General features: G+C 54.1%; 22 protein-coding genes. 7 read left to right on the plus strand and 15 right to left on the minus strand.

Features of this window, described 5'->3' with window-relative positions; translation table 11 throughout:
- Window positions 1-52: 52 nt before the first annotated feature.
- The 4 genes from SYN7336_RS08060 to SYN7336_RS08075 form a co-directional block, all read right to left on the minus strand.
- Window positions 53-277, minus strand: coding sequence for a hypothetical protein (locus SYN7336_RS08060; protein ID WP_227498625.1), 225 nt, complete (start codon window positions 275-277; stop codon window positions 53-55).
- A gap of 591 nt (window positions 278-868) precedes the next feature.
- Window positions 869-1099: a hypothetical protein gene (locus SYN7336_RS08065; RefSeq protein ID WP_156820079.1), complete on the minus strand. Its 231-nt coding sequence runs from the start codon at window positions 1097-1099 to the stop codon at window positions 869-871.
- Window positions 1100-1171: 72 nt separating this feature from the next.
- A complete protein-coding gene (locus SYN7336_RS08070; RefSeq protein WP_017325423.1) occupies window positions 1172-1921 on the minus strand; it encodes a 2-phosphosulfolactate phosphatase family protein in 750 nt (249 codons plus the stop codon).
- A gap of 211 nt (window positions 1922-2132) precedes the next feature.
- Window positions 2133-3959, minus strand: coding sequence for a DEAD/DEAH box helicase (locus tag SYN7336_RS08075; RefSeq protein ID WP_227498626.1), 1827 nt, complete (start codon window positions 3957-3959; stop codon window positions 2133-2135).
- A 227-nt stretch (window positions 3960-4186) separates the two neighbouring features.
- Here SYN7336_RS08075 and SYN7336_RS08085 point away from each other — a divergent pair, with 227 nt between their 5' ends.
- A complete protein-coding gene (locus SYN7336_RS08085) occupies window positions 4187-4870 on the plus strand; it encodes a DUF4033 domain-containing protein (protein WP_017325426.1) in 684 nt (227 codons plus the stop codon).
- 73 nt (window positions 4871-4943) lie between these two features.
- Here the strand turns inward: SYN7336_RS08085 and msrB are convergent, their stop codons facing one another.
- The 5 genes from msrB to SYN7336_RS08105 all read right to left on the minus strand — a co-directional run bounded on the left by msrB (window position 4944) and on the right by SYN7336_RS08105 (window position 8692).
- Window positions 4944-5435 carry a peptide-methionine (R)-S-oxide reductase MsrB gene (gene msrB, locus SYN7336_RS08090; RefSeq protein ID WP_017325427.1) on the minus strand — a complete coding sequence of 164 codons (492 nt, stop codon included), beginning with the start codon at window positions 5433-5435 and terminating at the stop codon, window positions 4944-4946.
- 54 nt (window positions 5436-5489) lie between these two features.
- Window positions 5490-6098 (minus strand): peptide-methionine (S)-S-oxide reductase MsrA, encoded by a 609-nt coding sequence (gene msrA / locus SYN7336_RS08095; protein WP_202951151.1) that lies wholly within the window; start codon window positions 6096-6098, stop codon window positions 5490-5492.
- A gap of 235 nt (window positions 6099-6333) precedes the next feature.
- Window positions 6334-7326 carry an aspartate carbamoyltransferase catalytic subunit gene (locus SYN7336_RS08100; RefSeq protein ID WP_017325429.1) on the minus strand — a complete coding sequence of 331 codons (993 nt, stop codon included), beginning with the start codon at window positions 7324-7326 and terminating at the stop codon, window positions 6334-6336.
- A gap of 42 nt (window positions 7327-7368) precedes the next feature.
- Entirely contained in the window at window positions 7369-7563 is a 195-nt protein-coding gene (locus SYN7336_RS25000; protein WP_038025815.1) for a hypothetical protein, read from the minus strand.
- 100 nt (window positions 7564-7663) lie between these two features.
- Window positions 7664-8692: a chlorophyll a/b binding light-harvesting protein gene (locus tag SYN7336_RS08105; protein WP_017325430.1), complete on the minus strand. Its 1029-nt coding sequence runs from the start codon at window positions 8690-8692 to the stop codon at window positions 7664-7666.
- Window positions 8693-10009: 1317 nt separating this feature from the next.
- Between SYN7336_RS08105 and SYN7336_RS08115 the strand changes: the two genes are divergently transcribed.
- The 3 genes from SYN7336_RS08115 (at window position 10010) to SYN7336_RS32205 (ending at window position 12045) form a co-directional block, all read left to right on the plus strand.
- Complete coding sequence (locus SYN7336_RS08115; protein ID WP_017325432.1) at window positions 10010-10786, plus strand: alpha/beta fold hydrolase; 777 nt, start codon at window positions 10010-10012, stop codon at window positions 10784-10786.
- Window positions 10787-10864: 78 nt separating this feature from the next.
- A complete protein-coding gene (locus SYN7336_RS25005) occupies window positions 10865-11452 on the plus strand; it encodes a Crp/Fnr family transcriptional regulator (RefSeq protein WP_083885669.1) in 588 nt (195 codons plus the stop codon).
- Window positions 11453-11481: 29 nt separating this feature from the next.
- Window positions 11482-12045 (plus strand): Crp/Fnr family transcriptional regulator, encoded by a 564-nt coding sequence (locus tag SYN7336_RS32205; protein WP_083885670.1) that lies wholly within the window; start codon window positions 11482-11484, stop codon window positions 12043-12045.
- Between the two features lie 146 nt (window positions 12046-12191).
- Here SYN7336_RS32205 and SYN7336_RS08130 read toward each other — a convergent pair whose 3' ends face one another.
- Window positions 12192-12830, minus strand: a complete 639-nt coding sequence (locus SYN7336_RS08130; protein WP_017325435.1) for a DUF4168 domain-containing protein — start codon at window positions 12828-12830, stop codon at window positions 12192-12194.
- Between the two features lie 192 nt (window positions 12831-13022).
- Complete coding sequence (locus tag SYN7336_RS08135; protein ID WP_017325436.1) at window positions 13023-18044, minus strand: translocation/assembly module TamB domain-containing protein; 5022 nt, start codon at window positions 18042-18044, stop codon at window positions 13023-13025.
- A 176-nt stretch (window positions 18045-18220) separates the two neighbouring features.
- Here SYN7336_RS08135 and SYN7336_RS08140 point away from each other — a divergent pair, with 176 nt between their 5' ends.
- Together SYN7336_RS08140 and petE are read left to right on the plus strand one after the other, a co-directional pair.
- The gene (locus tag SYN7336_RS08140; protein WP_017325437.1) at window positions 18221-18613 is read left to right on the plus strand and encodes an arginase family protein; all 393 of its coding nucleotides are present in this window, start codon (window positions 18221-18223) and stop codon (window positions 18611-18613) included.
- Between the two features lie 244 nt (window positions 18614-18857).
- On the plus strand, window positions 18858-19256 hold the full coding sequence (petE, locus tag SYN7336_RS08145; protein WP_017325438.1) for a plastocyanin: 399 nt from the start codon (window positions 18858-18860) through the stop codon (window positions 19254-19256).
- Between the two features lie 100 nt (window positions 19257-19356).
- Here the strand turns inward: petE and SYN7336_RS08150 are convergent, their stop codons facing one another.
- The 4 genes from SYN7336_RS08150 to SYN7336_RS08165 all read right to left on the minus strand — a co-directional run bounded on the left by SYN7336_RS08150 (window position 19357) and on the right by SYN7336_RS08165 (window position 24428).
- Window positions 19357-20580: an FIST N-terminal domain-containing protein gene (locus SYN7336_RS08150; protein WP_026100819.1), complete on the minus strand. Its 1224-nt coding sequence runs from the start codon at window positions 20578-20580 to the stop codon at window positions 19357-19359.
- Window positions 20581-20667: 87 nt separating this feature from the next.
- Window positions 20668-21462, minus strand: coding sequence for a 5'/3'-nucleotidase SurE (gene surE, locus SYN7336_RS08155; RefSeq protein WP_017325440.1), 795 nt, complete (start codon window positions 21460-21462; stop codon window positions 20668-20670).
- Between the two features lie 68 nt (window positions 21463-21530).
- A complete protein-coding gene (locus SYN7336_RS27815; RefSeq protein WP_017325441.1) occupies window positions 21531-22637 on the minus strand; it encodes a DDE transposase family protein in 1107 nt (368 codons plus the stop codon).
- Window positions 22638-22757: 120 nt separating this feature from the next.
- On the minus strand, window positions 22758-24428 hold the full coding sequence (locus SYN7336_RS08165; protein WP_017325442.1) for an ABC transporter ATP-binding protein: 1671 nt from the start codon (window positions 24426-24428) through the stop codon (window positions 22758-22760).
- A 556-nt stretch (window positions 24429-24984) separates the two neighbouring features.
- Between SYN7336_RS08165 and SYN7336_RS08170 the strand changes: the two genes are divergently transcribed.
- Window positions 24985-25329: a hypothetical protein gene (locus tag SYN7336_RS08170; protein ID WP_017325444.1), complete on the plus strand. Its 345-nt coding sequence runs from the start codon at window positions 24985-24987 to the stop codon at window positions 25327-25329.
- The last annotated feature ends 225 nt before the right edge of the window (window positions 25330-25554 follow it).

The following is a 25554-nucleotide window of genomic DNA, read 5'->3' on the forward strand; positions in this document are numbered from 1 at the left end:
GACTGCTGCGATCGCCCCAAGGCACAAAGTCTCTAGATTGCAAAAGGGATGGCTACTGCAGCAGTTCTAGATTCAAAACCAGATCTGCCTGTTGATTCACAAGCTCAGTCTGGCTGACAAACGTAAAGTAATCACCGATCAAGAAATGCACAGTCAGAACGCCTGCTGCCGATGCTACCACCAACATTCCTGCCAGCATGCGAGAAAATTCCTGACGTTGAACTGCCTGCTCCATCAGAATGAGCGCCCACCAAACCAGGCAAATGATTATCGTCACAGTGCATATCATTATGTAAATTAATGTAACAAAGACTTTCCGCGATGTCTACCTCTTCTGGGGGATAAGACTGCCAATGTTGCGTCATTTAACCCCTCTTGAGCGTGAGTTCGACTGGCCCCCATCCCCTAACCCCTTCCCCCAAATTTGATGCTGCTGGCGAAATTCATATTCCGAAACATTGGCCATTTGTCTAGATGCCTGTGGCCCCCTTCCCCTAACCCCTACCCCCAACTTTGGGGGCAGGGGAACAAGGCCCCGTAAGGATTTTCGGCTGTTTCTCCCCTCTCCCAAACTTACGGCTGACGCCACGCTTCGCGAGGGGAGAGGGGCCGGGGGTGAGGGCAATGCAGAGGACTTGCACCATGCCAATATTTCTAAATGTTAAATTGGCCAGCAGTATCAAACTTGGGAGAGGGGCCGGGGGTGAGGGCAATGCAGAGTCATCGAACTCAGGTCTCTTGAGGATGCCCGACAGCCCTAGAGGCTTCGGAGCTTCGAGCGTGCGAAAAGTCGCCTGAAAACAGCTCGAGACGATGGGCAATGTTACGCGCCCATCGTCTTCAGCGGGTGGTAGGTATTGTGGGATGACTAGCGGCGAGATTTGAGAGAATCTGCGGCAACCGAGAAGGTATCGGAGATGAGGACTCGGGCTTTGCCTAAAAATAAACTGCCGCGATCGAGCGCGAGGGTGCCCGTTTGGATAGCGCTATCGGCGGCACGAATGGCTAGTTTTCGGGTCGATCCCCAAAGTTGCTTGCCAGCACTAGTGATGTAACTCTCCACAATCTCACCTCTCATTCGGATAATCGCTAGCGGCATAGGAGCACCTCGACGAGGCTACTCCGGTACTGGCCAGTTGCCTACAGCATAGCGACTGACGCCAGTCTGGGTCTAGCTCAATGGCTTTGCTCGCACCTGGAGAATACCCGGTTCGCTCTGTCGGGGAACCACATTGAAGCGATCGCGATCGGCACAATAGACCAAATCGGCATCCCGCCCCAGCGCGAGTAGCCGCTGACCGTGACTGGACAGCCGCAGCAACCCCAACAAATTGTCTTGCCATTGACGGTAAAGGGCGATCGAGGCCACCGTTTCGTCATTGGCAGCCTTATAAGAGCCAGATGCCTGCTGCAGGGCAGCACAAATCGCCCCCGAGCAAGCAGTGTCTTCTAGAGCGTAAGCCCCCTGCCAGCCGGAATTAACCAGCCAAACTGACTCAAATTGCTGCTGGAGTACCTGCTCCACCACCGCCGATAGATTCACAAAGGCGGCAGTCAGCAACACTGGCGCAGTTTGGACGCAGGCCAGGGCGCGGGTACCGTTGGTGGTGCTCATAAAAATGCGCTTTTGAGCGACAGTTTCGGCAGTGTAGTCTAGGGGCGAATTGCCCAAATCGTATCCCTCGACGGGCTGGCCCCCTCTTTCGCCCGATCGCAGGCGGCGTTCTTGAGGCCAAGCAGCACTGGCGGCATCTAGATCTGCAAGCTCGGCAACAGCTCGAACCGCTTCAGCCCCTGCTGCAAATGCCGTTGCAATGGTCGTGGTAGCCCGCAAAACATCCACGACGATCGCACAATCTGGACTTGGATTGCTGGCGAGGGAAGGAACTTGCTCGGGGGCATGAAAGACAGACAGTTGCATTGCGAGAGGGGATTCACAGCTACAGATACTGTACTGGTTTGTCTGGTTGTATTGGGGTTACTGCAATCTCCCCTCCATCAAATCAAACGCATGATTAGCACAATCCCTTCTTCTGGGTAAACGCGATATGCCAAGCGCAGTCCAGCTCCAACGTCTCGTAAATAGACAGGGCCGTCGCACACAGTCCCACATTACCCATGTCGAGCCCCGATTAGTCGTTCCGCTCGGGTCTCGGACGCCTGCTGCGACGGCTGCGGAACGAGTTGTTGCGATCGCGTCGATCGCCTCGCCCGCCCGCCCGATCGTCTAGCTTAATCTGAAGTGGCTCGCCACAGACCCGCACTCGCTTGAGTTGTTCGAAAACTTCCGGTGGCAGGTCAGCCGGCAAGTCCACCACACTAAATGCGTTAAACAAGCGGATCTGGCCGATATTGCGGCTGTCAATCCCGACTTCGTTGGCGATCGCCCCCACAATATGTTTGGGTGTTGCCCCGCGATCGCGTCCGACTTCAATTCGATAGGTCGCCATGGGGACGTCACTGCGTCGATTTCTACCTGTTGTCGGTCGAGCCGGACGCTCTCCCTTGCCTGGAAGAACCTCGGGTTCTTTCGGTAGCTGCAGCGGGCGTTCTTTTTGGGCGAGAAAGGCCAAGGCTGCTGTCACTTTTAGAGCACTGTTCTCGTGCTCGGTTTGGTAGTTGCTGACGAGATCTTCAAAAAATTCTAGATCTTCAGAGGCGATCGTTTCTGCGATCTTGTCCTTGAAATGGGCAATGCGGCGGGCGGCAATATCCACATTGCTGGGCAGTTGCATCTCCTCAATGCGCTGGCGGGTCACTCGCTCGATTGTCCTTAACATACGCCGATCGCGCTGAGAGACAAACAAAATAGCATCCCCCTTGCGACCCGCTCGACCGGTGCGCCCGATGCGGTGAACGTAGGTTTCGGCATCAGACGGAATATCGTAGTTAATCACGTGACTGATGCGCTCTACATCCAACCCCCGCGCGGCTACATCGGTTGCCACTACAATATCGATCGCCCCCCGTTTCAGTCGTTCGACCGTTTTTTCCCGCAACGCCTGACTGACATCGCCATTCAACACTGCACTGGCATAGCCAGCCGCCTCTAATTTCTCGGCGATCTCTGCTGTAATCGTCTTGGTACGACCGAACACGAGTGCCGCATCGAAATCCTCTGCCTCCAGAATGCGAATTAAGGCACTCTGCTTGTGCATGCCTCTCACCTGCCAGTACCGCTGGGCAATCGTGGAGACTGTTGCTGTCTTCGCCGCAATCTTCACTTCCACCGGATCGCTCAAATGCTGCGCGGCAACCTTGCGGATTGGGGCGGGCATGGTGGCGGAGAACAAAATCACCTGTCGCCCTGACGGTGCTTGGCGCAGAATGAGTTCCACATCGTCAATAAAGCCCATCCGCAGCATTTCGTCGGCTTCGTCCAAGACAACGCTGGAGAGGCGATCGAGTTGAAGGGTGCCCCGCTTGAGATGATCGAGCAATCGACCGGGAGTCCCTACCACGACGTGAGCGCCACGGCGCAATTGCCGAATTTGCAAGCCAATACTTTGTCCGCCATATAGGGTCGCAATCTCGAGGCCAGACAGGTGACGCCCGTAGGATTGCATCGCTTCTGCCACTTGAATGGCGAGCTCTCGGGTGGGGGCTAAGACAAGGACTTGGGGATAGCGCTGGGACAAATCGAGACGGGTGAGCAGCGGTAGTGAAAAGGCAGCTGTTTTGCCAGTACCGGTTTGGGCTTGGCCCACTAAATCGCGACCGTCGAGGAGGGGAGGAATACTTTGGGCTTGGATGGGAGATGGCTCTCGATAGCCAATCTCTTCGATCGCCTGCAAAATGGGAGCTGCAAGGGGGAGCTGAGCAAACTGGATGGCAGTAGCTTGAGACATAAAGAACCTATGAGTGGATGGGGCGATCGCAGTGGGCTGTTGAAAGACTGCAGCGATCGCTTCAGTGAATGGATTCGAGGACGTAGCCGCGACCGAGAATCCTACACTCACCCCTCAGCTTTGCTGCGCACTCGATTGTTGGGTGCCCGCAAGAGTTTGCAAGCACGAAACCTAACTCTAGCATTTTGTTAAGAAATTTTGCTATATTTCTTCGGTTTTTGCCCAAGTGCGGGTTTCTTTAGGAAGAATTTTGTGGGATGTAGTCCTACTGAGGCTGAATTGGCCCATTCTGGCCGACACTGAGTAGCAGCGATCGCCGTTTGTGCGAGGTACCCCACTTGAAATCGAATATCGATGGTAAATCTGCGGTCCATTCCGATCGGAAAACCGATTATGACGATAGCCCCTTCGACCAACTGTTGATTTGGCTGTTGTCCCGCAGGATGGCCGAGACGATTGGTCGAGAGACCCACTTGGATGGATACGACGGTTTTGTCGATCTCTCCCAGAAGATCGTGCAGGGGCGCAATGCCAACGAGCAGAAGCAAGTCGTAATGGGAGTATTGCGATCGCTCGTGCCCGAGGTCGCTCTCCAGGCGATCCGCACGTTTTTCTCTCCCACTCAGTTGGTTTGCGAACTCAATGCCTGGTCTGCCACGCTGTTATTTGAATGGCTGGTGGGGCCGTGCGAGGTGAAGGAAGTCGAGATTGCAGCGGCAGATGGGTCGGTGCGGCGACAAAAGAGCGGCGTCCACATCAAAAAATGTCGCTATCTGGAACAAAGTCAATGTGTGGGCATGTGCGTCAACATGTGCAAACTGCCAACCCAAGATTTTTTCTACAAAGACTTCGGCATTCCCCTCACCATGACCCCCAATTTTGAGGACATGAGTTGCGAGATGGCGTTCGGCCAACTGCCTGCCGCGATCGAAGACGATCCCGCCTGCCGCGAGCCTTGTTTGGCCCGTAAATGCGAGATTGCCAACGAGCAGGCCAAGTCTTGTCCGAAATTGCGAGGCTAGAACTTTTCGAGCTGAGTTTTCCAGCTCAAAGCAGTAGTTCACTGTGTCCCGAAAAGCCTAGCGCCGGACAGATCTAAGCCGGAACAAAGTTTAGTGCTGCCGAGTTGAGACAATAGCGCAGTCCCGTTGGCTGCGGACCATCCTTAAAGACGTGCCCCAAATGCCCGCCACAGCGAGCGCAATGGACTTCGGTTCGGGGCACAATTAACTTCCAATCGGTCTTCGTGCCGATCGCCTCAGCCGCAATCGGCTGCCAAAAACTCGGCCAGCCGGTACCGCTGCTGTACTTGGCTTCTGAGGAGAACAGAGGCTGTTGGCAACCCGCACATTTGTACAAGCCCTCGGCTTTGTTGTCGAAATAGGCATTGCGAAAGGGGGGCTCGGTGGCCTCGTGGCGCAAAACTTCGAAGGCTTCGGGGCTCAAAATGGTCCGCCATTCAGCATCCGTTTTAGTTACCTCGAAAGACTCGCTCGAAGCCTTGGCTGCGCGAGGATTGCCGAACGCGGCAGACAGTAGGCTGATACTGAGGGCAAGTCCCGATTGGAGCGCATTGCGTCTTTTCATGATTCCTACAAATGGTTTTTGGAGAGAACGCGTTGGGTGGAGAGATAGTTGGAATTATTCGATCGCGCCCCAGACTTCCCGGAGACGGCGATCGCGTCCGCAGCTAAAGCGGTAGTAGCGATAGAGCAGCGGATTTTTGTCGGCGTAATCCTGGTGATATTCCTCGGCTGGGAAAAACTGGCTGGCAGCCACAATTTCGGTGGCGATCGGCTGGCTGAGGAGATCGCTCACTTCTGCCTTAGAATCTGTCGCTAGCTGTTGTTGCGGCTCGTCATAAGTAAAGATGGCGGTGCGATATTGGCTGCCGCGATCGCAAAATTGTCCCTCAGCATCCACGGGATCGACATTGCGCCAAAACACCTCTAGGAGCCTATCGTAGCTAACGATCTCGGGATCGTAGGTTACTTGAATGACCTCAGCATGGCCCGTTTTGCCCGAAGCCACTTGACGGTAACTGGGGGCTTCCACATGACCGCCCATGTATCCGACGGTGGTAGCGGTTACTCCTTCCAGCTCGTTAAAGGGATGTTCCATACACCAGAAGCAACCTCCTGCAAAGGTCGCTTCAACTTCGGCTCCATAAGCGGGGGCAAAGGCAGAGAATAGAATCAAACAGCCAGTCAGCAGACCAGCCCAAGCAATGGTTTTTTTCACGAGCACCATCGAGCAGCCGAACATAACAACCTAGTTTATCTTTACCCGATTGTCCCACTAGCCAAACTTGAGGCTGGGTAACCAGCAGTACCAAAAGCTGCGCTAACCTGCGGTGGGTTCGGGAAACCTCTCGTGTCGATCGCGATCGCCCAATCTCACCCGCGAGTTGAGTTAAACCCCTTAAACAACAAACGGGACAGGCAGAGATTGGAGCGGTTGTCGCTACGATCGCAAACGGATTGTTTTAGTCTGGCAATCGACCGCCTCCCATTAGATATAGCAGGGCCATGCGCACGGCGACGCCACTGGTGACCTGCTGTTCGATCAGGCTTAACGCTGCATCTTCCATCAGGTCCGAGCTCAATTCTACGCCGCGATTGACCGGACCGGGGTGGAGGATTTTGACGTTGGGATGGCACCGTTGTAGGCGATCGCGAGTCATGCCGTACTGCTGGTGATATTCCCGCAGGCTGGGCAGCAGGTGTCCCTCCATCCGTTCCTGCTGCAGGCGTAGCGTCATGATAAAGTCCGTTCCCGGCAAGGCATCGTCGAGCTGCCAGTGAAGGGGTACACCATAGGTGGCAAAGGTTTTCGGCAACAGTGTTGGGGGGCCAACCAAATGTAAATCTGCACCTGCTGCTTTCAAACTCCAAATATTCGATCGCGCCACCCGCGAATGCAGGATGTCGCCCACAATCAGAATTTTCTTCCCCGCTAACAATTTTGGATGGGGATCGGCGGAATTGAGATGAGTACACAGAGCGAAGAGATCTAACAGTGCCTGGGTGGGATGGGCGTGTTGGCCGTCGCCTGCATTGAGGATGCCAACTTTGCCCTGACTCATGCGATCCATTTCGCGGGCGATCGCCTGCGGTACCCCCGCCTGTCTGTGGCGAATAATCATCAGATCGGTCCCCATCGCCCAGAAGGTGCGGGCGGTATCTAAAATCGTTTCCCCTTTGCTGAGGGAAGAGTGTCCGGGGGAGAAGTTAACCGTATCGGCGGAGAGGCGTTTGGAGGCTAGCTCGAAGCTATTGCGCGTGCGGGTGGAGGGTTCGAAGAATAGATTGGCCACCACCTTGCCCTGGAGTGCTGGAACTTTGCGATTGCGCCGAGTCAGTACCTCGCGAAAGCTGGCGGCAGTCTGAATGGCCATCTCGTATTCGAGGTCCGTAAAGTCAGATAGTGTCAGGACGTGTCGCCGCTGCCATTGCCCACCCACGATCTGCTCCTCCATGACAAACGCAAGCCACCGCCAGCGTCGATAGAATTTCCCGCGTTACCGAACTCGCCCTATTAGGCTACTGTCCTGCTGCGATCGCGGCAACGCCAAGACCAGTGCTGCACTGCCTGCCACAGCAAAGAGAATTCTGCCTGCCACAGCAAAGAGAATTCTGCCTGCGATCGCGATCGGCAGACAGCATCGCAAACCCACCGTCAAGTGAGTCGAGGTTGGGGGTAAGCTGATTTGCAACTGGACATTTTGGCAAAAAAAAGCTGGCTAGAACTCAATCTAGTCAGCTCGTCGATCCGTGAAAAGCTAGAACTTATGCAAAAGCGATTTCGGCTTTCACTTATGCAGAGGTGGAAGCCAGAGTCTTAGTCATCTTGGCAAAGTTAACTCCGAGAGCGCGTAGGGCGTGATAGAGGTGACCCTGCAAGCAGAAAAATGCCAGGTAGAAGTGCATATTTGCCAGCCAACAGCGAGAGGTATATGTGTCAAATGCGAGGCTGTCGGTATCGGCAAAATATGGAGCTAGACCTAGCTTGATTGACAGCGTCCCGCCGTAAAATTCTACAGGATAAGCCACAGTGTTGACTGCACAGAAATATGCTGCTGTAAATCCAGCTAAGGCAATACCGCCTAAAGAGTAAGACAAAATTGCTTCGCCCGAAAAATCCAACACATTCTTGGCCCAATCCATCGGCTCGACGAGAATATGCCAGATACCGCCACCTACGAGTAAGACACCCACGTAAATATGGCCGCCGACAATATCTTCAAGATTATCTACCGTAGCAAAGTGGGTCTGATATCCATAAATTGTTAGAGGATTGAGGGTTGGATCGGTTACAATTCTCACATCTTGAATGACAGAGTCGTACAAGCCACCAAAGTACATTGCCTTAGCAACGAGTAACAGAGCTCCTATCCCTAACAGAATTAAATGGTGGCCCAAAATAATGCTTAACTTTTTAGGATCTCCCCAATCAAAATGAAACTCTGCAGCCCATCCTGAGGCTGTTTTTAAATCTTGAGGTCCTTTCAATGCGTGAAATAATCCACCTGCCCCTAGAACTGCAGAGGAGATGAGATGGAGTGCGCCAATCACGAGATAGGGATACGTGTCTTCGATGATTCCACCGGCACCCACGCCAAAGCCTAAAGTAGCCAGGTGGGGTAGCAAAATTAGTCCCTGTTCGGACATGGGTTGGTTGGGCGAGTAGCGGGAAATTTCAAATAGGGTCATGGCTCCGGCCCAGAATGCGATTAGACCCGCATGGGCAACGTGAGCACCAATAAACGTACCCGATAAGTTTGCTAGGCGAGCATTCCCCGCCCCAAACTCAAACTCCATATCGGGATTTCCATAGGTTTGCATTGAGCTTATTCTCCTTGGCAAAATACCAAACTAGTAGCGGACTGCGCACTCAGAATCAACTCTGAAGTCACTCGAAAGTCATTCGAAAATCACTCGAATACCCTCCAGCCTGCCACTTTGTTGCAATAAAGGTTGCAAGTGATACATAACACCAGTTGCCGATGCACTAACAGTGCGATCGCCAGATGAGAATTATTGAATTCAGGCAAGTCTGAAGTAGACATCGCCAAATACTTCAGATCGCGAATCCATTCAGCGCAATCACTGCAAATGCCGATTGAAAAATGAGTCCACACTGGCGTAAATCGAATGGAACTGGGCTCAATCCGAGCAGTACGGGCTTCGAAAAATCATCGGCAGAATCGAGAAATACGCCTATATTCCCTAAAGGTGTTTGCTGAGTTGAGGATATTCCTCATAAAGCTAGGACAAAACCTAGCAGAAGAGGAACGGTACTGCAAGACATCTCATCTAAAAAGGCTAAAAGTTCCTCAACTCCTCTCGCTCCTAACAGCACCTGTTGCAGATGCTGCATGCCATTAGGGTTATTGCAAACTTTTACTAGTTAGCAAAAAGTTTGCGTGACGGCAATCACAATTCTGCAATCCTGGTGGCGCACGTTTCCCGTTAGCGACGTTGCATCGCTCTTTGCAAAGAAACTTTACGCAAATTGTGGCTTCGATCGCTTTACGACTTCAATCCCAATGTTGAGGATAGATTGCGATAGACGTTCTCCGTGGGAAGAGTAATATCTCAATTCTCGTGCTGGAAAGCAGTCCGGTCACGTGCGGACTTGGCAAGCCTCGAGCGATGCCATTCAGATGAGTTTCCCTGAGAGAAAGTGTGACGCACAATCCAACCCCTGCAGTTTCTCCTCTCTCTGCAGGGGCTTTTTTATGTCTGAGGATGGACAGATCGCCTGCCCAGACTGCATTGCAGCATTCAACCGAAGGGGCGAGGAAGGCGGTTCGATTTTTTGATGAAAACTATTTGCAATAAGCCCCTGGTGGTGTACACTGCCTTCAAGAGCTTAATGAGTTTATTTCTCATTAATGGGATGGACGATTGCTACCGATCGTGCGGCTCGTGACTGGCTCGTCCCGATTGTCTAGAACAAGTTGATGGGCGTTGTTGGCGAACAGCTCTGCCCTAGATGAAGACAACGAGTCCGATAAAACTGACGGACGCATTAAAGCTTGGGTCGCTCAACTCAAACCTGCCTTCGGTCTGTAGATCGTTTTGCCCGCTGCTGGTCAATCAGCTTAAAGCGATGCGCAGCTAGCAGTGGGCTGCCAACCCCAATAGAGGAAACCAGTTGTGCCCGTTTGCGAATCATCCATCCCCTATCCTCCAGATGTCTTGTGGCTTAACGTCAGCCCGAGATTTATAGCGCTCAGCTATCCACTGCTTCGCTGTTTAGATGAATCCCGACACGCGATCGCCTGTTGGGAATATGCTCAGGGACAAGACGAGCCCAACTCGCTAGAAGCTGCTGTCGATGCCCTGCATCAGTATTTGCAAACATTGCCCGGCCCCGTTCACGCGATCGGCCACAGCACAGCAGGTCTTATCGGGCTGCTCTATGCGCGGCGACATCCTCAATACGTTAAGTCTCTGACTCTTTTGTCAGTTGGCGTTCAACCCGCCCTCGACTGGCAAGCTCACTATTACACTCGTCTGAATGTATTGCCCTGTAGCCGAAGGTTCGTGTTGGGCCAAATGGTGCGGGAGCTGTTTGGCCGCCAGCAGGGAAACGCCTGCCGCATGTTGGAAACCATTTTGCAGGACGACCTCGATTACTCCCCTTCGCCGCACTCGATGTGGAAGGTGGCCGCAGTGGAAGAAGGAGGGTGCAACATGCCTTTATTCGTGGCTGGCAGTCAAGATGACACAGTTGTGACCCCCGACTCGATACGGAGGTGGGAGAGTTGGTTTAAACCGGGCGATCGCCTGTGGGAATGCCCGGGCGGACGGTATTTTTTCCACCGCTTCTATCCCGAGTTACTGCGGGACCAACTGTTGCGCTTTTGGACAGAGGTGGAACTGGGGGTCGAGACTACAACGTATGGCTCTCTATGCGATCGAGTTTTGTAGAAAGTTCTCAGCAATCTAGTTCAACCTAAAGACTAGTTCAACTTGAAGGCTAGTTCAACCTGAAGAAGGAGTTCGCCTGTGTTTGCTACCGAAATTCAGCCAAAAAGATCCAGGCATCGTCATCAGTTACCCCTCGCCAGACAAGAGCAACGCATCTTTCAAAGGCAACAACTGATACCCCAAAGGGAGAATATGCTCTGGCAAATTAATGATGGATATTTGCGAACAATCACCCTAACTGAAGCAGGAGAAATTCATACCTTGGGAATATGGGGACCGGGAGACATTGTCGGTATTTCCCTAAATCGTAATTACCCCCATCAGATGGAGCCCCTTTCAACCGTTAAGGCGACCTCGATCCGAGATGACAGTATCTTTGCAGGTCAGTGGTTGATTGCTTATCTCGAACAGACAGAGGCATTACTCAATATTCAATATGAGAGTCTGGTTAAAAATCGATTGCTACTGTTTCTAAAATGGCTATCCGATCGATTTGGACATTCAGTAGAGCCCGGACTATCGACGGGAATCCGGTTGACTCACCAAGAGATTGGCGAATCGATTAACACAACCCGAGTGACGGTTACGAGAGTCTTAGGCAAACTCCAAGAAGAAGGTTATTTAACTTGGTTCAATCGTTACTGTGTTTTGAAAAATCTAAAGTAACTGCTGAGTCACTGAGACAAACGGAAAGCATGGTTGAGGCACGGGTGACTGGAGAGCGATGGGTCGCAAAAAGATTGACCTTTGGGAAGCGAGATCTCCTTCCTTGCGATCGCCGACTCGCATGGGAAATTGAATCTGGATACGTGCGAGCGATTGCTTCAAGCGATCGCGAAACTATCAAAGTGCTGGGGATTTGGGGACCGAGAGAGTCGATCGGAACCTTTGTCTCTCAGGCTCATGCTTGTCAGCTAGAGTGCCTATCTAAATTAGAGGCAAAGCCTATATCGATTCAGTCTCTCAACATGAATGCTCTTCTCAAAGGCTATATCGAACAGACAGAAACCTTGCTGGGCATTGCTCGAGAGCGACATCTCAGTGCAAAGATCGTCAAATTATTCTCTTGGCTTTCCCATCGCTTTGGGACCCCGCTTGAAAGCGGCATCAGAATTGATGTTCCCCTAACCCACCAGGATCTTGCAGAGGCGATCGGCGCATCTCGCGAAGCTGTGACGCGAGAGCTACGAGTTTTAGAACAGAGTCATTCAATCGAATGGCAAAATAGAAGTGTTATCTTGCTAAAATCTGTCTTTTAAGAGTCTATTTTTTAGTTTTTGGTATCCTGAAAAACAAACATATTTGCAGAAATTGATATAATAAACTTAGGTGTTGATATATCCTTAAGACATCTCTCAGGCAGATTTTTTAAAATCTGCCTGATTCTTTTTTTGATGTCTTAGATTTACTGGATTTGCTGTAGCTTTTCTGAGAGCTCGGGATCTTGGCGAATTTGTGCGATCAACTGGCTGAACTGATTGGGCTCGTAGCCTGCCTCGACAATAACTTGCTCTTGCTGCTGCTGAGCTTCGAGTTCTAGGGTTTCTACCTCGGTATCCACCTGCTCGAACTGCTCTCGCTCTGCCGGCGAAATTCCTGCATCCGCTTGCAACTCCGGCGATCGCACGGCCTGGGCGATCTCGACATAGCGCTCTTTGCTCAGGCCAGAACTGGCGATCGCCGCGCTAATTTGGGCGCTAATCTCGGCGGCGATCGCCTCGAGATCCCTCATGGCAATAGCAATTTGCTGCAGTTCTTCATCCGAGAGATCGGCTGCACTCACCTCGACATCTTCCGTCTCTTCGGCATCGCCGAGTTCTACGTCAGCCACATCGGTCTCTTCCAGCTCGGAGCTAGGAGACTGCGCTGTTGGATCGACAGCGGGGTCAGACAGTACGCCATCGGGGGCAGCGCTGCTATCTAATGCAGGCTGGGCCTCGCCCGCTGTCGGATCTTGCAGGGAATTCTCTTCTGCGTGTAGGTGGGTGATGCCGATCGCGACTAAGACCAAAGTAGTGCCACCAATGAATAGGGGTTTCAGCATGGGTAGTGAATTGAATAACAACGATAGGGCCTCGGGGACGGTTAAATGTCTCCGTCGGCCTGCAGCTCTAGCGCTGCAATACACTCACCTTAGATACTGAATGGGAGGAAAGCGGGAGTCGCAATTTCGGCTTTTCTGGCAATGCTGAGAAGGAAAATCCTTGCATCCGAACGGCACGAACGGCGGTCAATTCTAGAAACGGGTTTCCAGTTCTAACGAGCCGCGAGTGTCTTCATTAAAGTCACTTCTGCCCCGAATAATCAGTCGATCGCTGAGACGATAGCGGGCTCCCAACCTCGGATTTTCCGTGTTGTCGGTGAGGCTGGCCTCCCCCGTAATCGAGACATTGCCGCCGAGATCTTTACTGGCCTCCACACCCAAGCTCGTGTTGTTTTCGGTGCCTACAAACGTACCGATATTGATTTCATCCAAACCCAGCGCATCCCCCAAGCGGTTCTGTCCGCCGAACAACACGCGAGACAGAGTAGATTCCAAAACATTGCCCAGCAATCCTTCTACTGCACCTGCCCCCAACAGCGTCACAATTTCCCCTTCCGAGCGGGGAGGGATGCTACTCAACTCCACAATTCTGGCCTCTAGGCCACTGGCTGCGAGGTCGCTGGCGGGTCCCTGCACTGTCGCCCGCACTTCAATGGTTTGCAATTGGTCTGCCCCCTGTTGGCCATCGCGACCGGAAGTCCCCGACAATTCGTCGGTGAAGAGAAAATCTCTCGCGCCAGCAGCCTCAGTTAAGCCGCGACCCACCTCCGTTGCCCGCGCAACAAGACGCACGTTCAAGTTGGGGTCGAGACCGCGATCGCGCTGAAAGATGGCGGTATTGGGCCAACTGCGATCTAATCGCAATAGTGCAGGACCGATGGTCACCACCCCCCGCGTCAGAAAAATGGTGCCATCTGCTTGCAGAGACTCAACGGGTCCGTAGAAGGTCATCTCTCCTTCTGCCGAAAATCGAAACAGAGGATTCTGGTCCACATCTACCTCTTCAGCCAGGGCGATGGTAAGGCCGTCAAATTGGGGATCGAAGCGGAACTCCTGTTGCCAGCGCGGACCGACAATTTCTGCTGTGACTGAAGTTGTAGTTTGTCGAGAGGATAGGTCTACGACGCCGTTGGTCAGGACCAAATTTCCGCTAATTCTGGGAGCCAGCACACTATTGGCGATCTCTAAATGGCCGTTGACATTACCTGCATACAGGTTGGGCCAATCGATGGAAAGGCCCTCAATATCGACCGCCAGGGGAGACTCCTCCGACATCAGACGACTGGGATCGACAATGGGAATGTATCCCTCAGCCGTAATATCATCGCCGCTAAACGAGCTGCTGAAGGATCGAACGTGAATGGTATCGGAGTCGAAGGACACTTGTGCTTGCACCTGCTTTAAGGGGGCAGGTAAAAAGCCCACCTCCGCCGTGGCATTTTCTACGCTCAAACTGCCCTGCAAAGTGGGATTGCGGAGGCTGCCGCGCAGCTCGGCACTCAACTGACCCCGTACGTCTTGCACCTGCAGTTGGCTGAAAAACAGGTTGGTCACTTGCAAGCCGCCGTCACTAGTAGAAATCGACAGGACAATGTCGTTGCTGGGAGGCTCCACATCCAGTAATGGAATGGGGAAGGGAATCGTGCCCTGCAGTGCAATCGGATGGTCAATAGTCTGCAGGTCCAAAATGAGATTGCTATCCAGAGACAATTGACCGGTGCGATAGTCAAATGTCCCGCTGGCGCTGTATAGAGGTTGCTGGTTGAACTGAGCTCGTTCCAGTTGCAACTGACCGCTCGCAGCGGGCGCTTGCAAATTGCCCTCCAACTGGGCAGTCATCCCTAAATCTCCGCTAAACGGAGGGACTTGAGGCAAAAAGCGCTGCAGGAGTTCGATGGGGGCGCGCTCCACCGTTAACGAACCCGAGATGCGATCGCTGCCAAATGTCCCCTGTAGGCGGCCCGAGCGATCGCCCGTTCGCCCTTCCAGCGCGACCACATCGAGCTGTTGCTCCCAAAACCGACCGCGAGCAACCACTTCCTCTAGCTGGAATTCCTCCAGAGACCAGTTCTGACCGCGAATATCGAATTGAACGACGGGGTTCGTCACTAAACCGACTGCCCTCAGTTCCCCTTGAAACTGACCGCCGAGCTCGGACAGGTCGGGCAGGCGCGGGTCGGTTTGGGCAGCTAAATAAGCCTGCCATTGAATCACCCGATCGGCATAGATGGAAATGCGCTCGTACAGCGATCGCTGCAAAACGCTAATGGGGTTGACAAATAAATCGTCTGCCGTTCCCAACTCTGGAATTTGAAAGCTTTGGGCGACATCAGACCATTCCTGCCAGTCTAGAGCAGTCAGCAAATCCTCTAGCGAACCAGTTTGAGTCGACAGATTGAGGTCAATTTCAGCGGGCACGGGCTGACTGCGCACCCTCTGACCGCGGCGCACAATCGTGCCGGTGTTGCTGGGCAAGACGATCGCCCCATTGATTGAATAGAGGCTGTTGTCCAGAGAAAATTCTCCGTTTGCGAGGGCTAAGCGATTGTTGTCCCAGGCAAAGTCTCCCTGCAAGCGACTGGCCCGCAGGCCAGACCAGTGAGGGCGATCGGCCGAAAAATGACCGGCAACCGCGCGGGCCTCCCAGTCGATCGTAAAGTTGCTGTCGAGGCTGCCGCCAAAATAACCCGGGGCTAGCACCGTCAACAGAGCCAGCGGCAATTGTGTCAGTTGCACCTGAAACTGGTTTCCCTGGCGATCGCCGATCGCCTCAGTAATCCCTTGGCGCAGTTGGAACGATTGGGGAATGAAATCTGGACCCAGTTGCAGAGCAATGCGATCGGGCGGGAGATCGGGGGAGGCGCTGCTGCCCGTCAAATCGAGACTGGCGCCTCGCGCGGATTGCCAGGTCACAGTGCCCTGCAGTGGTGAAAATTCCAGTCCGGCAGCAACTAGATCGAGCAGGCTAGTTTGAGCGGACAGTTGCAGGGCATCGGGGGTGCCGGTGAGTTCCCCCTTGAGATTGAGCCTGCCCCTGAAGGGAAATTTGGGTAGGATTTCGGGCAGCAAGTCGGGCAATCGCTGGGGGAGTTGTTCTAGCGAGAGATCGGTGGTGGAGATGGTGAGATTGACAGAGCCAATGGCCAGGGTGTACGGGTTGACGGGAATGCGACCGCTAATGGCAACCAACCCCAGTGCATCTCCGTTGGAAACTGTAATCCCCGCGCCGTCCCAAACCAAATGGGCAGAGATCGCACCGGGTAAACCGGCCAATTGAGTCAGTGTGATGGGGCCGCTCCCCCGCAGACCGGCCAAGCTGAGATCGGCGGTGTTACCGGCGAGCTGAATATCTCCACTGACGAATCCCCGCTGACCCGCCACAAACTGATTGAGGGGAACCCTATTTGGCCGCAGGCGGGCCTGGAAGGAACGTGTCGCAGCGCCTCTAGGAGCAGGGGAAGTCAGGGAGAGAGCGACGGTACCCGTCCCGAGTGCGAACTGCGATTGGGGAATTGAAAAAGTGCCATCGGTTAACTGCATCTGCCCGTTCCCGGTAATTCCCCCTTGCCAGGAGGCGGTGGCGGAGAGGTTTGTGCCGACCGAGGCGATGGTTGCATTGATGTCGTTGATGCCGAGGGGGAAGGGAATGGACACACCGTCATACCGAGCGACGATTGCATCCAAATTGACCCGGCTGCCCAACACCTGCAAATTGGACTGGAGAGGGCTGCCCAACTGCACCGTGCCGTTCCCCGTCAGTTGTCCGGCGTCAATCTCTCCAGCTTGCAGGTTGGCGTTGATGTCGGCGAGGCTGAGAATGCGATCGGCGAGGGCGAACTGACCCGTCAGTTGGGGGATTTGAATGCGGTCGATCTCGATCGCCTCGGCAGATTCAAAAGTGCCTTGAATTTCTGGCCGAGTCAGCGAGCCGCCGACTGTAAAGGTGCTGGCAATTGCCCCCGACATTGGCACGGGGGGGACAAAATCAACCAGATTGAAGAGTTCCGAAATGTCGGTGCTGGGAATGGTGACTGCGAGATCGAGCTGGGGAGCCGCAGGGGTAGCTCCGTCTCCTGCTTGGGCGATCGGGGTTGGGTAGGAGAACCCGCTTGCGAGAAGGATACGATCGCCATTACCCAAATTTCCATCCCAGTGGGAGACAGACGGATTTTGCGGCGGCGTCTCCTCTCCAGTAGGACCGGAGAAGGGCAACTGCAATCCTTCCCAATCCAGCACATCCGCCCAATCGAGGGTTCCTTCGGTCGAAAACGGTACCCCGCCAATCTGACCGCTCACGTCCACCAACGAAACGGTTTGACGGGCTAACTCGAACTGCCCATTTAAGTCCGCTACGGTGCGATCGAGTTGAGGTAAATAAACCGTTCCGTCCTGAAGCTCGATCTGCCCTGTCACTTCTGGAGTCTGCTCTGCTTGCCACAAAAGCTGTAGATCTACAGCCAATTGGCCCGCTTGGGGCTGCAGCGGCAAGGTCGGCGCGATGCGATCGACGATCGCGATCGGTAGCTCCTGCCCCTGCAGCGCGACATCGACTCTGGGGGCAGCATCCAAGCGGGCGGTGCCTCTGAGCTGAATGGGAGCAGATTCGAGTTGGGATCTGAGGTTGAAGTCGAGATTTGGACCGGCGGGATCGTCCAGCACAATCGAGCTGCGACCGCGAATGTTGGCGATTTGCAGGGGGTCCCCTTCCAGCGGTACGAGGGAGATGCTGCTATTGCGCAGGCTGACATCGAGCTCGGTCAGGGGCAACCCGCCGCCGGTGTCATCGAGGTTGAACTGAACGACATTCCAGCCCCGTTCAGCCGATTCGGCCAGCACGATCTCCGCTCGGTTGAGCTGCACCCCAACCTTGAGTTGGCGAGATAAGAGAGCGCTGAGGAGATTGAATCGAATATCGATGCTCTCGATCGTCCCCAGATCTTCAATTTCAGTGGTCCCCACTGTGGCTTGCCAAGGCAGCAAGACTTGCACCTGCCCCAAGTCTAAGGGGCGATCGAGGGTGCGTTCCAGGCTGTCTTCGATTTGGGGGAGGAGGGTGCGGTTGACATACGGACGCATCCCAACGCTCAATCCGCCCACGACGACCCCCACCCCAAGCACCACACCTACAGCAATGCGGCGGATTCGCTTGCCTGACTGTGGAGGCTGTTGTTGCTCGATGGGTTCGGGTTGTCCCGTTGAATCGGTAGGGGACATCAGCTATAACCTTTACGGACGCCACTTCAGTGATAACTCACAGAGCTGGCGGTCAGCGATCGCTCGACACCAATTTCAATTATTTTGCCTGACCTACTGCAGCCTGAAGTATGACTTCGATTTTGCAGGGCAAACATCGTAAAACTGACTCGACGATCGCTTGAGGTAAGGCCTAGATGTCGATTGCAGCGGCTGACGATCGCCCTTTTGCAGAGCAGGTTTATCCAAACTTTTTGGGGTTGGAGTCTGGCTCGCCAGACAGCGCGCCAGCGGTGTTGCTGCCCATTCCCTTGTTAGACAGCTTGGGGCCACAGGTCTATCTCACCGTCGATGTGGATGGATTCGATCCGTCCGTCATTCCCTCCACGGGTACTCCCGAACCGGGGGGACTGTCTTGGTGGGATGGGGTGGAGTTGATTCGTGCTGTGGGCCAGCAGCGACACATTGTGGGGGCGGATATTACCGAATTAGCGGTGACTGGCGATCGTGCTGCCGATCGTATTGGTGCTTTTGCTGCCGCCAAATTGGCCTACCAAATTCTGACTGCGGCGCTAGAGAGCCAATCGTAGGTTCCCATCTGGCCGCTCCGACGGGCAGCAGTTGCCCCGCGCCGCACAACTGCCTTGAGGAATTTGTAGAGCAGCATTGACAAGCTGTCGTAGAATGAATTTTAGACTTTTGTGCCTTAGCCCGATCGCCCTTTGGCCTTCATAGTCTCCGCCATCGTTCCACAGACAGTCGTACGGACTCTCGTGGGGCTGGTTGGCAACCCACAGAGTCGACCTTACGTTCTTTTGTTTGCGAGAAATTAATATGAACTCCGTTTTTTCTGCAATTCGCCGTTTAGGCACATTGGCAGCAGCGTTTGCGCTGGTTGCCGCCGCCTTCTGGATGTCTGCTCAGCCCGCATCTGCTGAAACCTACACTGTCAAAATGGGTGCCGATAACGGCATGTTGGTTTTCGACCCCAGCAGCTTGACCATCAAGCAAGGCGATACGGTGAAGTGGGTTAACAACAAGGCATTTCCCCATAATGTCGTGTTTGATTCCAAGGCTCCTGAAGCCGTTCAGAAGCACTCCCACAAGCAACTGGCATCGGCTCCCGGTCAAGAATTTGTCGAGACGTTTGACGACGTTCCCGCTGGTGAATACGGCTACTACTGCGTTCCCCACCGCGGTGCCGGTATGGTTGGCAAGATCGTCGTTCAATAAATCATCTTCATCCCCCCCCACTCGACCGCAGGTTAGTGGGGGGGATTTGTATCTTCAAGCGATCGATGCGGATATGCGATCGATCGGTTTGCTCTCGACCTCAGTCGATGCCGATTTCATCGCGGGGATGGAACAGGGCAAACACAGATGTATAGCCGTGCAAAAATGTAGTGCCTCGCACGGGCCCAATTTCGCCATTACAGAAAAAGCCCCCCATTGACACCTCCCCTAACGCATTTTCGAACACCTGCGTGTCGTGGTTGGACTTGCCATAGAGATACTCCCCTCGCCCCAAACAGGAAAACATCAACGCCCCATCGGGTGTGGCAGCGCGCTCCTGGCGATTGCGCTCTTGACAGTAACGGCGCAGCACGTAGCGCAAATCTTCATCGGAGGTGCGGGCGTCGCGCAAGTGAAACTGGAGGCGCTGTCCCGAACGCAACCGATCGCCCACCGCGATCGCCCCCGTGCGAGGATCGATACCGATAATATTGCGAATGAGAAAGTCACCGGGCTCGGGATGTTCCTTAAACTCATCCATCACCATGCCGGCAAAGAGGGAATTGCGAACCAGATCGCGATCTTCGTCACTTAACTGTTTCACCATCTCCTGCAGAGCTTTGAGGGGCTGCTGTTCGTTTAAGCCCAACACCACATTGCGCTCCGCCTGAGAAATGGTCATGGCCTCGCCAATCGGCCGACAGCCCTGGGCCACCACCGCATCCACGGCAATATTGCCCGACAGTGCGACCCCCACTGTTCCAGTGCGATACAGCTTGTCATTCAGGAATAGGGCATTGCCTTCCGGTCGCCGACCGCCGCTGGCCAGACCGCCCACTTTAGTGGAACTGGGAAAGGCAAAGTCCAGTCCCTGTAATAGTTCTGAAATTTTGGAGGAGAATCCATCCGCCAACACCACAAACTGGGGTTGCGATCGCTGGCTTACCCCCAATGTCTGCTCCCATTGATGGGGCGGTGCATCCAGATCGGGCAGATCGTCTGCCTCCAAATGGAAAGGAAATATCTCCACGTTCGGCAACATTGCTAGCGAGAGCGAGACTGCAGGCATATCCTCAATTTCTGCTCCTCCACCCACAATGCCGCCGCCAGAACAACCCACCAATACGCGGGCGGGCAACAGTGTCTGCAGCAGAGGGACAATGCGTGGATATTCGCTGGCAAATGCAGCAGATACAAAGATGAGAGCCAAGTCGACTGCTGCGCTCTCCTCGACTGGCCCGAGCTGTGACAGAGCGGTTTCTACCACCTCTGTCAGGGCCGCTTCTAGAGAGGGTTGCGTTGAAAGTGCGTTAGCCCATTGCATCGGTTCAGGCATCTCGTGAAGGTTTGTCAGTGGCGATTCCCCTGCTCTTGTCAGAGGAACCTGCGATCGCGATTGTAATCTATGGAATCATTTGCTGTCGGTAGATCCCGAACTGTAAAGGGGAAGACCCCATTGCTGCACGGCATCGAACTGGCCATAGGCTGTCAGGTTGAAATGCAGGGGGGTAACGGTAATGTAGTTGTCTTGAATGGCAACAATATCTGTGTCGGAGGCAGCTTGGGTGTCGAGGGCTTCTCCGGCAATCCAGTAGTAGATTTTGCCACGGGGGTCAACCCGCTGTTCGAACGTCTCGGAATAGTGGCGCATGCCTAGCGGGGCCAAGACAACGCCGCAAATATCAGTCGCAGGTAGGGCTGGAACGTTGACGTTGAGGAGGATGGGAGGCCCGATGCCAGAGGATTGAGGCTTATCTAGCCAATCGCGGACAAAGCTGGCCGCCGGCTCGAAGTCAGTGGCACTCGAGCTATTCAAGCTGACCGCCATGCTGTTGACCCCTGCCATCAGGCCCTCCATCGCGGCTGACACCGTGCCGGAATAGAGCACGTCCGAACCCAGATTGCCCCCTCGATTGATCCCCGAAATGACCCAATCGGGGCCTTCGTCCAGCAACTCGTCTAGCCCTAATTTGATGCAATCGGAGGGGGTGCCGGAGCAGGCCCAAGCGGCGATCTCGCTGTCGTAAGGAGCCACAACCCGCTCCACCCGCAGGGGCTTATGCAGAGTGAGGGCGTGGCCGGTGGCCGAGCGCTCGCGATCGGGACAAACCACTGTGACAGAATGTCCGGCAAGGGCGAGGGTATTCGCCAGATACACCACTCCCAGTGAGTAAATGCCGTCATCATTGCTAATTAGCAGCTTCATGAAGTTATGGAGAGGGGTGTTTTGGGGGGCTCTGTGGGCTGAGGGCAATCTTCAGTGGAGATGGAAGGCTAGAGGGCGTACACTTGGCCGTCTAACAACAGATGGGTAATGCCTTTGGACTGTAAGTTATCCCGCGTCACGTCTAGAAAATAGCCCGGGAAGGCAATGACGCGATATTTTTGGCGGCCTCTATGGCGAAAGCGATCGGAGAATCGCCGCGCAATCCGGTGACTTTCAAAAATGGGAAGCGTTTTGGCTTCGCTCAGCTCGGCGGGGACTTGGCCCAAATGACTAAACTCTTGCAGGGGGCAGGTGGTGAGTTCGTGGAAGCGATCGACCACGGCATAGCATTCTTGAGGGGGGGCGAGGTCTGCTAACCCCAGAATGTCAATTTCCTCTCGGTCGGCTGGAGGCGCAAAGTCAGGATTAGCCGCAACTGAAGCATGCCAGGAAGGAGGGGGACCTACCACTTCCACTTGAGCGGGCTGTTCGTTGCTCCAGCGACGTTTCAAGATCGGACGATTTCGCCTGACCTGAGGATCGTCCTCACTGTCGCTGTCATCACCATCTAAGTCATCGCCATCATCTAAATCATCATCGTCTAAGTCATCATCAAACTCGTCATCGCCATCATCGTCATCATCTAAATCATCATCGTCTAAGTCATCATCATCAAACTCGTCATCATCATCAAACTCGTCATCTTCATCGCCATCGTCATCGCCAAATAACTCGGCTTCCAAGTCATCATCATCATCTACAGCTTCATCATCTACAGCTTCATCATCGCTATCGGAAAGAGTCCGATCGATCGCCTCAGACGCTTCAGGTTCGGCCTCGTCACTATCCGACCGGGGCTCGACAGACAACTGTTCGGCAGTAGACGCTCCTGCAGGGGCGCTGTCGAGCAGCGACGGCTGGACTGAAGAGGAGCTTTTAGTCGGTCGCCCACTCCGTTTTTGTTTGACCAACTCGCTATATTCGTCTTGAGGAATCGCTTCTTTCAGGATGCGAGAGACAGTACTGTTACTGACGCTAAATTCTTCTGCCAAGTGAGCAACGGTCACTCCTGGCTGGCGGTATCGCTCCACCAGCCGCTCGCGATCTTCAGCAGAGAGTTTAATCCGGGCCATGGCTACCTGTTTGAGTCGCTGCGAAGCAATTGTGTCTACCACGACTAGCGCTATCGAATAGGCAGTGAGGCGCTTCGATTGTAAGCCAATTGGCGGCGTAACAGCCGCTCGATCTTCAATAATCTCACACGAACTGCTGCGAACTCGATCGCATTACATGACTTACATGACAAATTGCCGAGAATGGAAATCGGCATAGCGCCCCTTCCGGGCCAAGAGCTCCTCGTGTTGCCCCGATTCCACCACCTGTCCCCCTTCCAAGACCAAAATGCGATCGGCTTCTCGAACGGTGGAGAGACGGTGGGCAATGACGAACACAGTACGGCGGTGCATCAAGCGGTTGAGGGCTTCTTGCACCAGCGCTTCCGATTCGTTGTCGAGGGCAGAGGTGGCTTCATCCAGAACCAAGATTTTGGGATCGAGCAACACAGCTCGCGCGATCGCCAATCGCTGTCGCTGGCCCCCCGACAGATTCACCCCCCTTTCCCCCACTAATGTGTGATAGCCATCGGGGAGTGCGGCAATGAATTCGTGGGCATTGGCCACTTCAGCCGCCCGTCGTACCGCAGCCAGATCGAACTGGGTGCGACCGTAGGCAATGTTTTGGGCAATGGTGCCAGAAAACAGGACGGTCTCTTGGGGCACGATGCCAATTTGTCGGCGCAGGCTGCGTAGGGTGACGGAGGCGATATCGATGCCATCCAGCAAAATTCTGCCCTGCTGCGGATCGTAAAAGCGGGGGATGAGATTGACGAGGGTGGTTTTCCCCGCTCCTGAAGACCCCACCAGTGCGATCGCCTGTCCGGGGGCAACTGAGAGATCGAGCTGTTTGAGCACGGGACGATCGGGGGCGTAACCAAATGACACGCGCTCGAACTCGACGCGACCGCGCACGGGAGGCAACACCCGAGCTGCGGGGCAATCGAACACTTGCGCTTTGACATCCAGCAACTCGAAGATGCGATCGACAGAGGCTTGTCCCTGTTTGAGTTCGCTGTAGTTGCTGGTAATCAGCACGATCGGATCGATCAGCAGGGCCACGCCCGCCAAAAAACCCAAAAACTCGCTGCCAGTTAAATGCGTTTGGCTAATTTGCCATGCCCCCAACCAAAACACTAACAACACGCTCAGAGCGTAGAGAAATCCCACCACTGGATACTGCACGGCTTTGACATGCTCGGTGCGAAAGCGAGCTTCGCGATTTTTTTCGGCAATTTGGCTGAAGCGCGCCACTTCGTAAGCTTCGGCGGCGAAGGCGCGGATGGTGCGAATGCCGCCGAATACTTCTGTCAAGAGGGCTGACAGGTCGGAGACGCGATCTTGGCTGCGACGGGCACTGGCCAATAGGCGATCGCCAAACCAGCCGATTAACACCCCCATCAGCGGAGCCACCAATAGGGTGGCTGCCGTTAAGGCGAGATTGAGATAAAACATATAGGCCAACACTGACAGAATCGTCAGTACGCTGGGGATCGACTGGTGGAAAAACTTGTGAACGACTTCCCCCAGGCGATCGAAATCTTCAGTCATGCGATAGGCTAAATCCCCCGTGCGGGTTGTGGCAAAATAATCTAAATCGAGGGTGTGGAGATGGGCGTAAACCCGCTGGCGCACTTCCAACACCACCTGCAGCGAGGCCCGCGCCATCAGGGAATCCTGACCGTATTGAAACGCCCCCCGCACCACAAACACGACGAGCGCAAATGCCGCCAGTCCCGCGATCGCTCGCACGTCTCCCTGCCCGATCGACTCCGACATCCATTGCACCATCTGGGCCAGTAGGGGCATCGTGAGCACGAAGCCCAACGTACACCCCAAAGCCAATGCAAACATGCGGCTGTGGGGCAACAGGTAAGGAAGTAATCGTCGGTAATTTCGAGTCAAAGACGTTTGGCCAAAGCAAAGGCAGCATCGAGTATGCCGTAGTGCTTTCACCCTACGATTTGATGTTGCAGCCTGACAAGCTCGGGGGGCAGCTAACTGTTCTGCGATTGGCCTCGTCCTGCCTTCCGACTCAGGCTGGAGAACAGGTAGGGGTTGCCCTTGAATCCTCGCAAGCTTATTTAATCAATTGCTACCAAAATCCTAACCAAGAGCAGTCATTCTTTCAGATGATTTTTAAGAGACGATCGAAATCTTAAATTAATGGGCTAACCACCCGAGGTTTTGCGCCAACCGCTTAATTTATCTATGTGTCGAAGTTGTCTGCGCCGATGTGTGTCGGATATTTTGCGCTCTGTAGATTAGTGATAAAGAGATGTAGTGATAAAGAGATGAGCCGAAACCAAACAGACAAGAAGATTAAATGATTTAGTGGATTGCCGAATTGTTGGGAATAAGTCACTAGGATTGGGGAAACGGATAGAGAAGATGGCAGAAGTGCACGATTATGGAATACTTACAGCAAGAACGAGTGAGTGAACTGCAGCAGCAGCTAGAACTGCTGAAGCAATCGATCGAGCGACTTCCAGCCGCAGTGGTAGCAGAATTACAGACCCAAGCCATTCAGCCTCCCGCACCGATCCTTTCGACCGGCATGCAATATGGTTCGGCTGAAGAAATGCAGGGAATTTTGCTCGATGAGGACATGACTGCAGAACGGCAAGCCCGAACGGCTGTCAGCCAAGCGATGCTGCCCGAAGCACAAATTCAGCGACTCACCGCCCAGTTGACAGCAGCTTACAACCGCATTGCTGCCTTAGAGGAGCAACTGCTATCGCAGCGATTGCAGTAGTTCGAGCCCGCTAACCACCAGCAAGACTCGAGTGCCGACCGACATTAGTTCGGGGCGGCACTATTTCTTTAGGTGCAGAACGGCAATTGACGTCCGCGAGGGGGCCTGGTTCAACTCAGGGTTATACCTCCGGCGCAAGCAGTTGGTGCGATCGGTGTAATCTGAATGCTTGTCGTTATCGCAGCGAATGAAATCAGCCCCTTTAGCTTCTTAGAGCACTCCAAC

Source organism: Synechococcus sp. PCC 7336 (assembly GCF_000332275.1).
GTDB lineage: Bacteria > Cyanobacteriota > Cyanobacteriia > Thermostichales > PCC-7336 > PCC-7336.

What these genes read in the sequence shown, in the direction of transcription:
- SYN7336_RS08150 (WP_026100819.1), bottom strand. Translation starts at nt 20,580, where the DNA reads ATGCAATGGGCTAACGCACTTTCAACGCAACCCTCTCTAGAAGCGGCC.
- surE (WP_017325440.1), bottom strand. Translation starts at nt 21,462, where the DNA reads ATGAAGCTGCTAATTAGCAATGATGACGGCATTTACTCACTGGGAGTG.
- SYN7336_RS08065 (WP_156820079.1), bottom strand. Translation starts at nt 1,099, where the DNA reads ATGCCGCTAGCGATTATCCGAATGAGAGGTGAGATTGTGGAGAGTTAC.
- SYN7336_RS08140 (WP_017325437.1), top strand. Translation starts at nt 18,221, where the DNA reads ATGTCGATTGCAGCGGCTGACGATCGCCCTTTTGCAGAGCAGGTTTAT.
- msrA (WP_202951151.1), bottom strand. Translation starts at nt 6,098, where the DNA reads ATGGTGCTCGTGAAAAAAACCATTGCTTGGGCTGGTCTGCTGACTGGC.
- SYN7336_RS08135 (WP_017325436.1), bottom strand. Translation starts at nt 18,044, where the DNA reads ATGTCCCCTACCGATTCAACGGGACAACCCGAACCCATCGAGCAACAA.
- SYN7336_RS32205 (WP_083885670.1), top strand. Translation starts at nt 11,482, where the DNA reads ATGGTTGAGGCACGGGTGACTGGAGAGCGATGGGTCGCAAAAAGATTG.
- SYN7336_RS08105 (WP_017325430.1), bottom strand. Translation starts at nt 8,692, where the DNA reads ATGCAAACCTATGGAAATCCCGATATGGAGTTTGAGTTTGGGGCGGGG.
- SYN7336_RS08130 (WP_017325435.1), bottom strand. Translation starts at nt 12,830, where the DNA reads ATGCTGAAACCCCTATTCATTGGTGGCACTACTTTGGTCTTAGTCGCG.
- SYN7336_RS08070 (WP_017325423.1), bottom strand. Translation starts at nt 1,921, where the DNA reads ATGCAACTGTCTGTCTTTCATGCCCCCGAGCAAGTTCCTTCCCTCGCC.
- SYN7336_RS08165 (WP_017325442.1), bottom strand. Translation starts at nt 24,428, where the DNA reads ATGTTTGCATTGGCTTTGGGGTGTACGTTGGGCTTCGTGCTCACGATG.
- petE (WP_017325438.1), top strand. Translation starts at nt 18,858, where the DNA reads ATGAACTCCGTTTTTTCTGCAATTCGCCGTTTAGGCACATTGGCAGCA.
- msrB (WP_017325427.1), bottom strand. Translation starts at nt 5,435, where the DNA reads ATGAAAAGACGCAATGCGCTCCAATCGGGACTTGCCCTCAGTATCAGC.
- SYN7336_RS08100 (WP_017325429.1), bottom strand. Translation starts at nt 7,326, where the DNA reads ATGGAGGAGCAGATCGTGGGTGGGCAATGGCAGCGGCGACACGTCCTG.
- SYN7336_RS08170 (WP_017325444.1), top strand. Translation starts at nt 24,985, where the DNA reads ATGGAATACTTACAGCAAGAACGAGTGAGTGAACTGCAGCAGCAGCTA.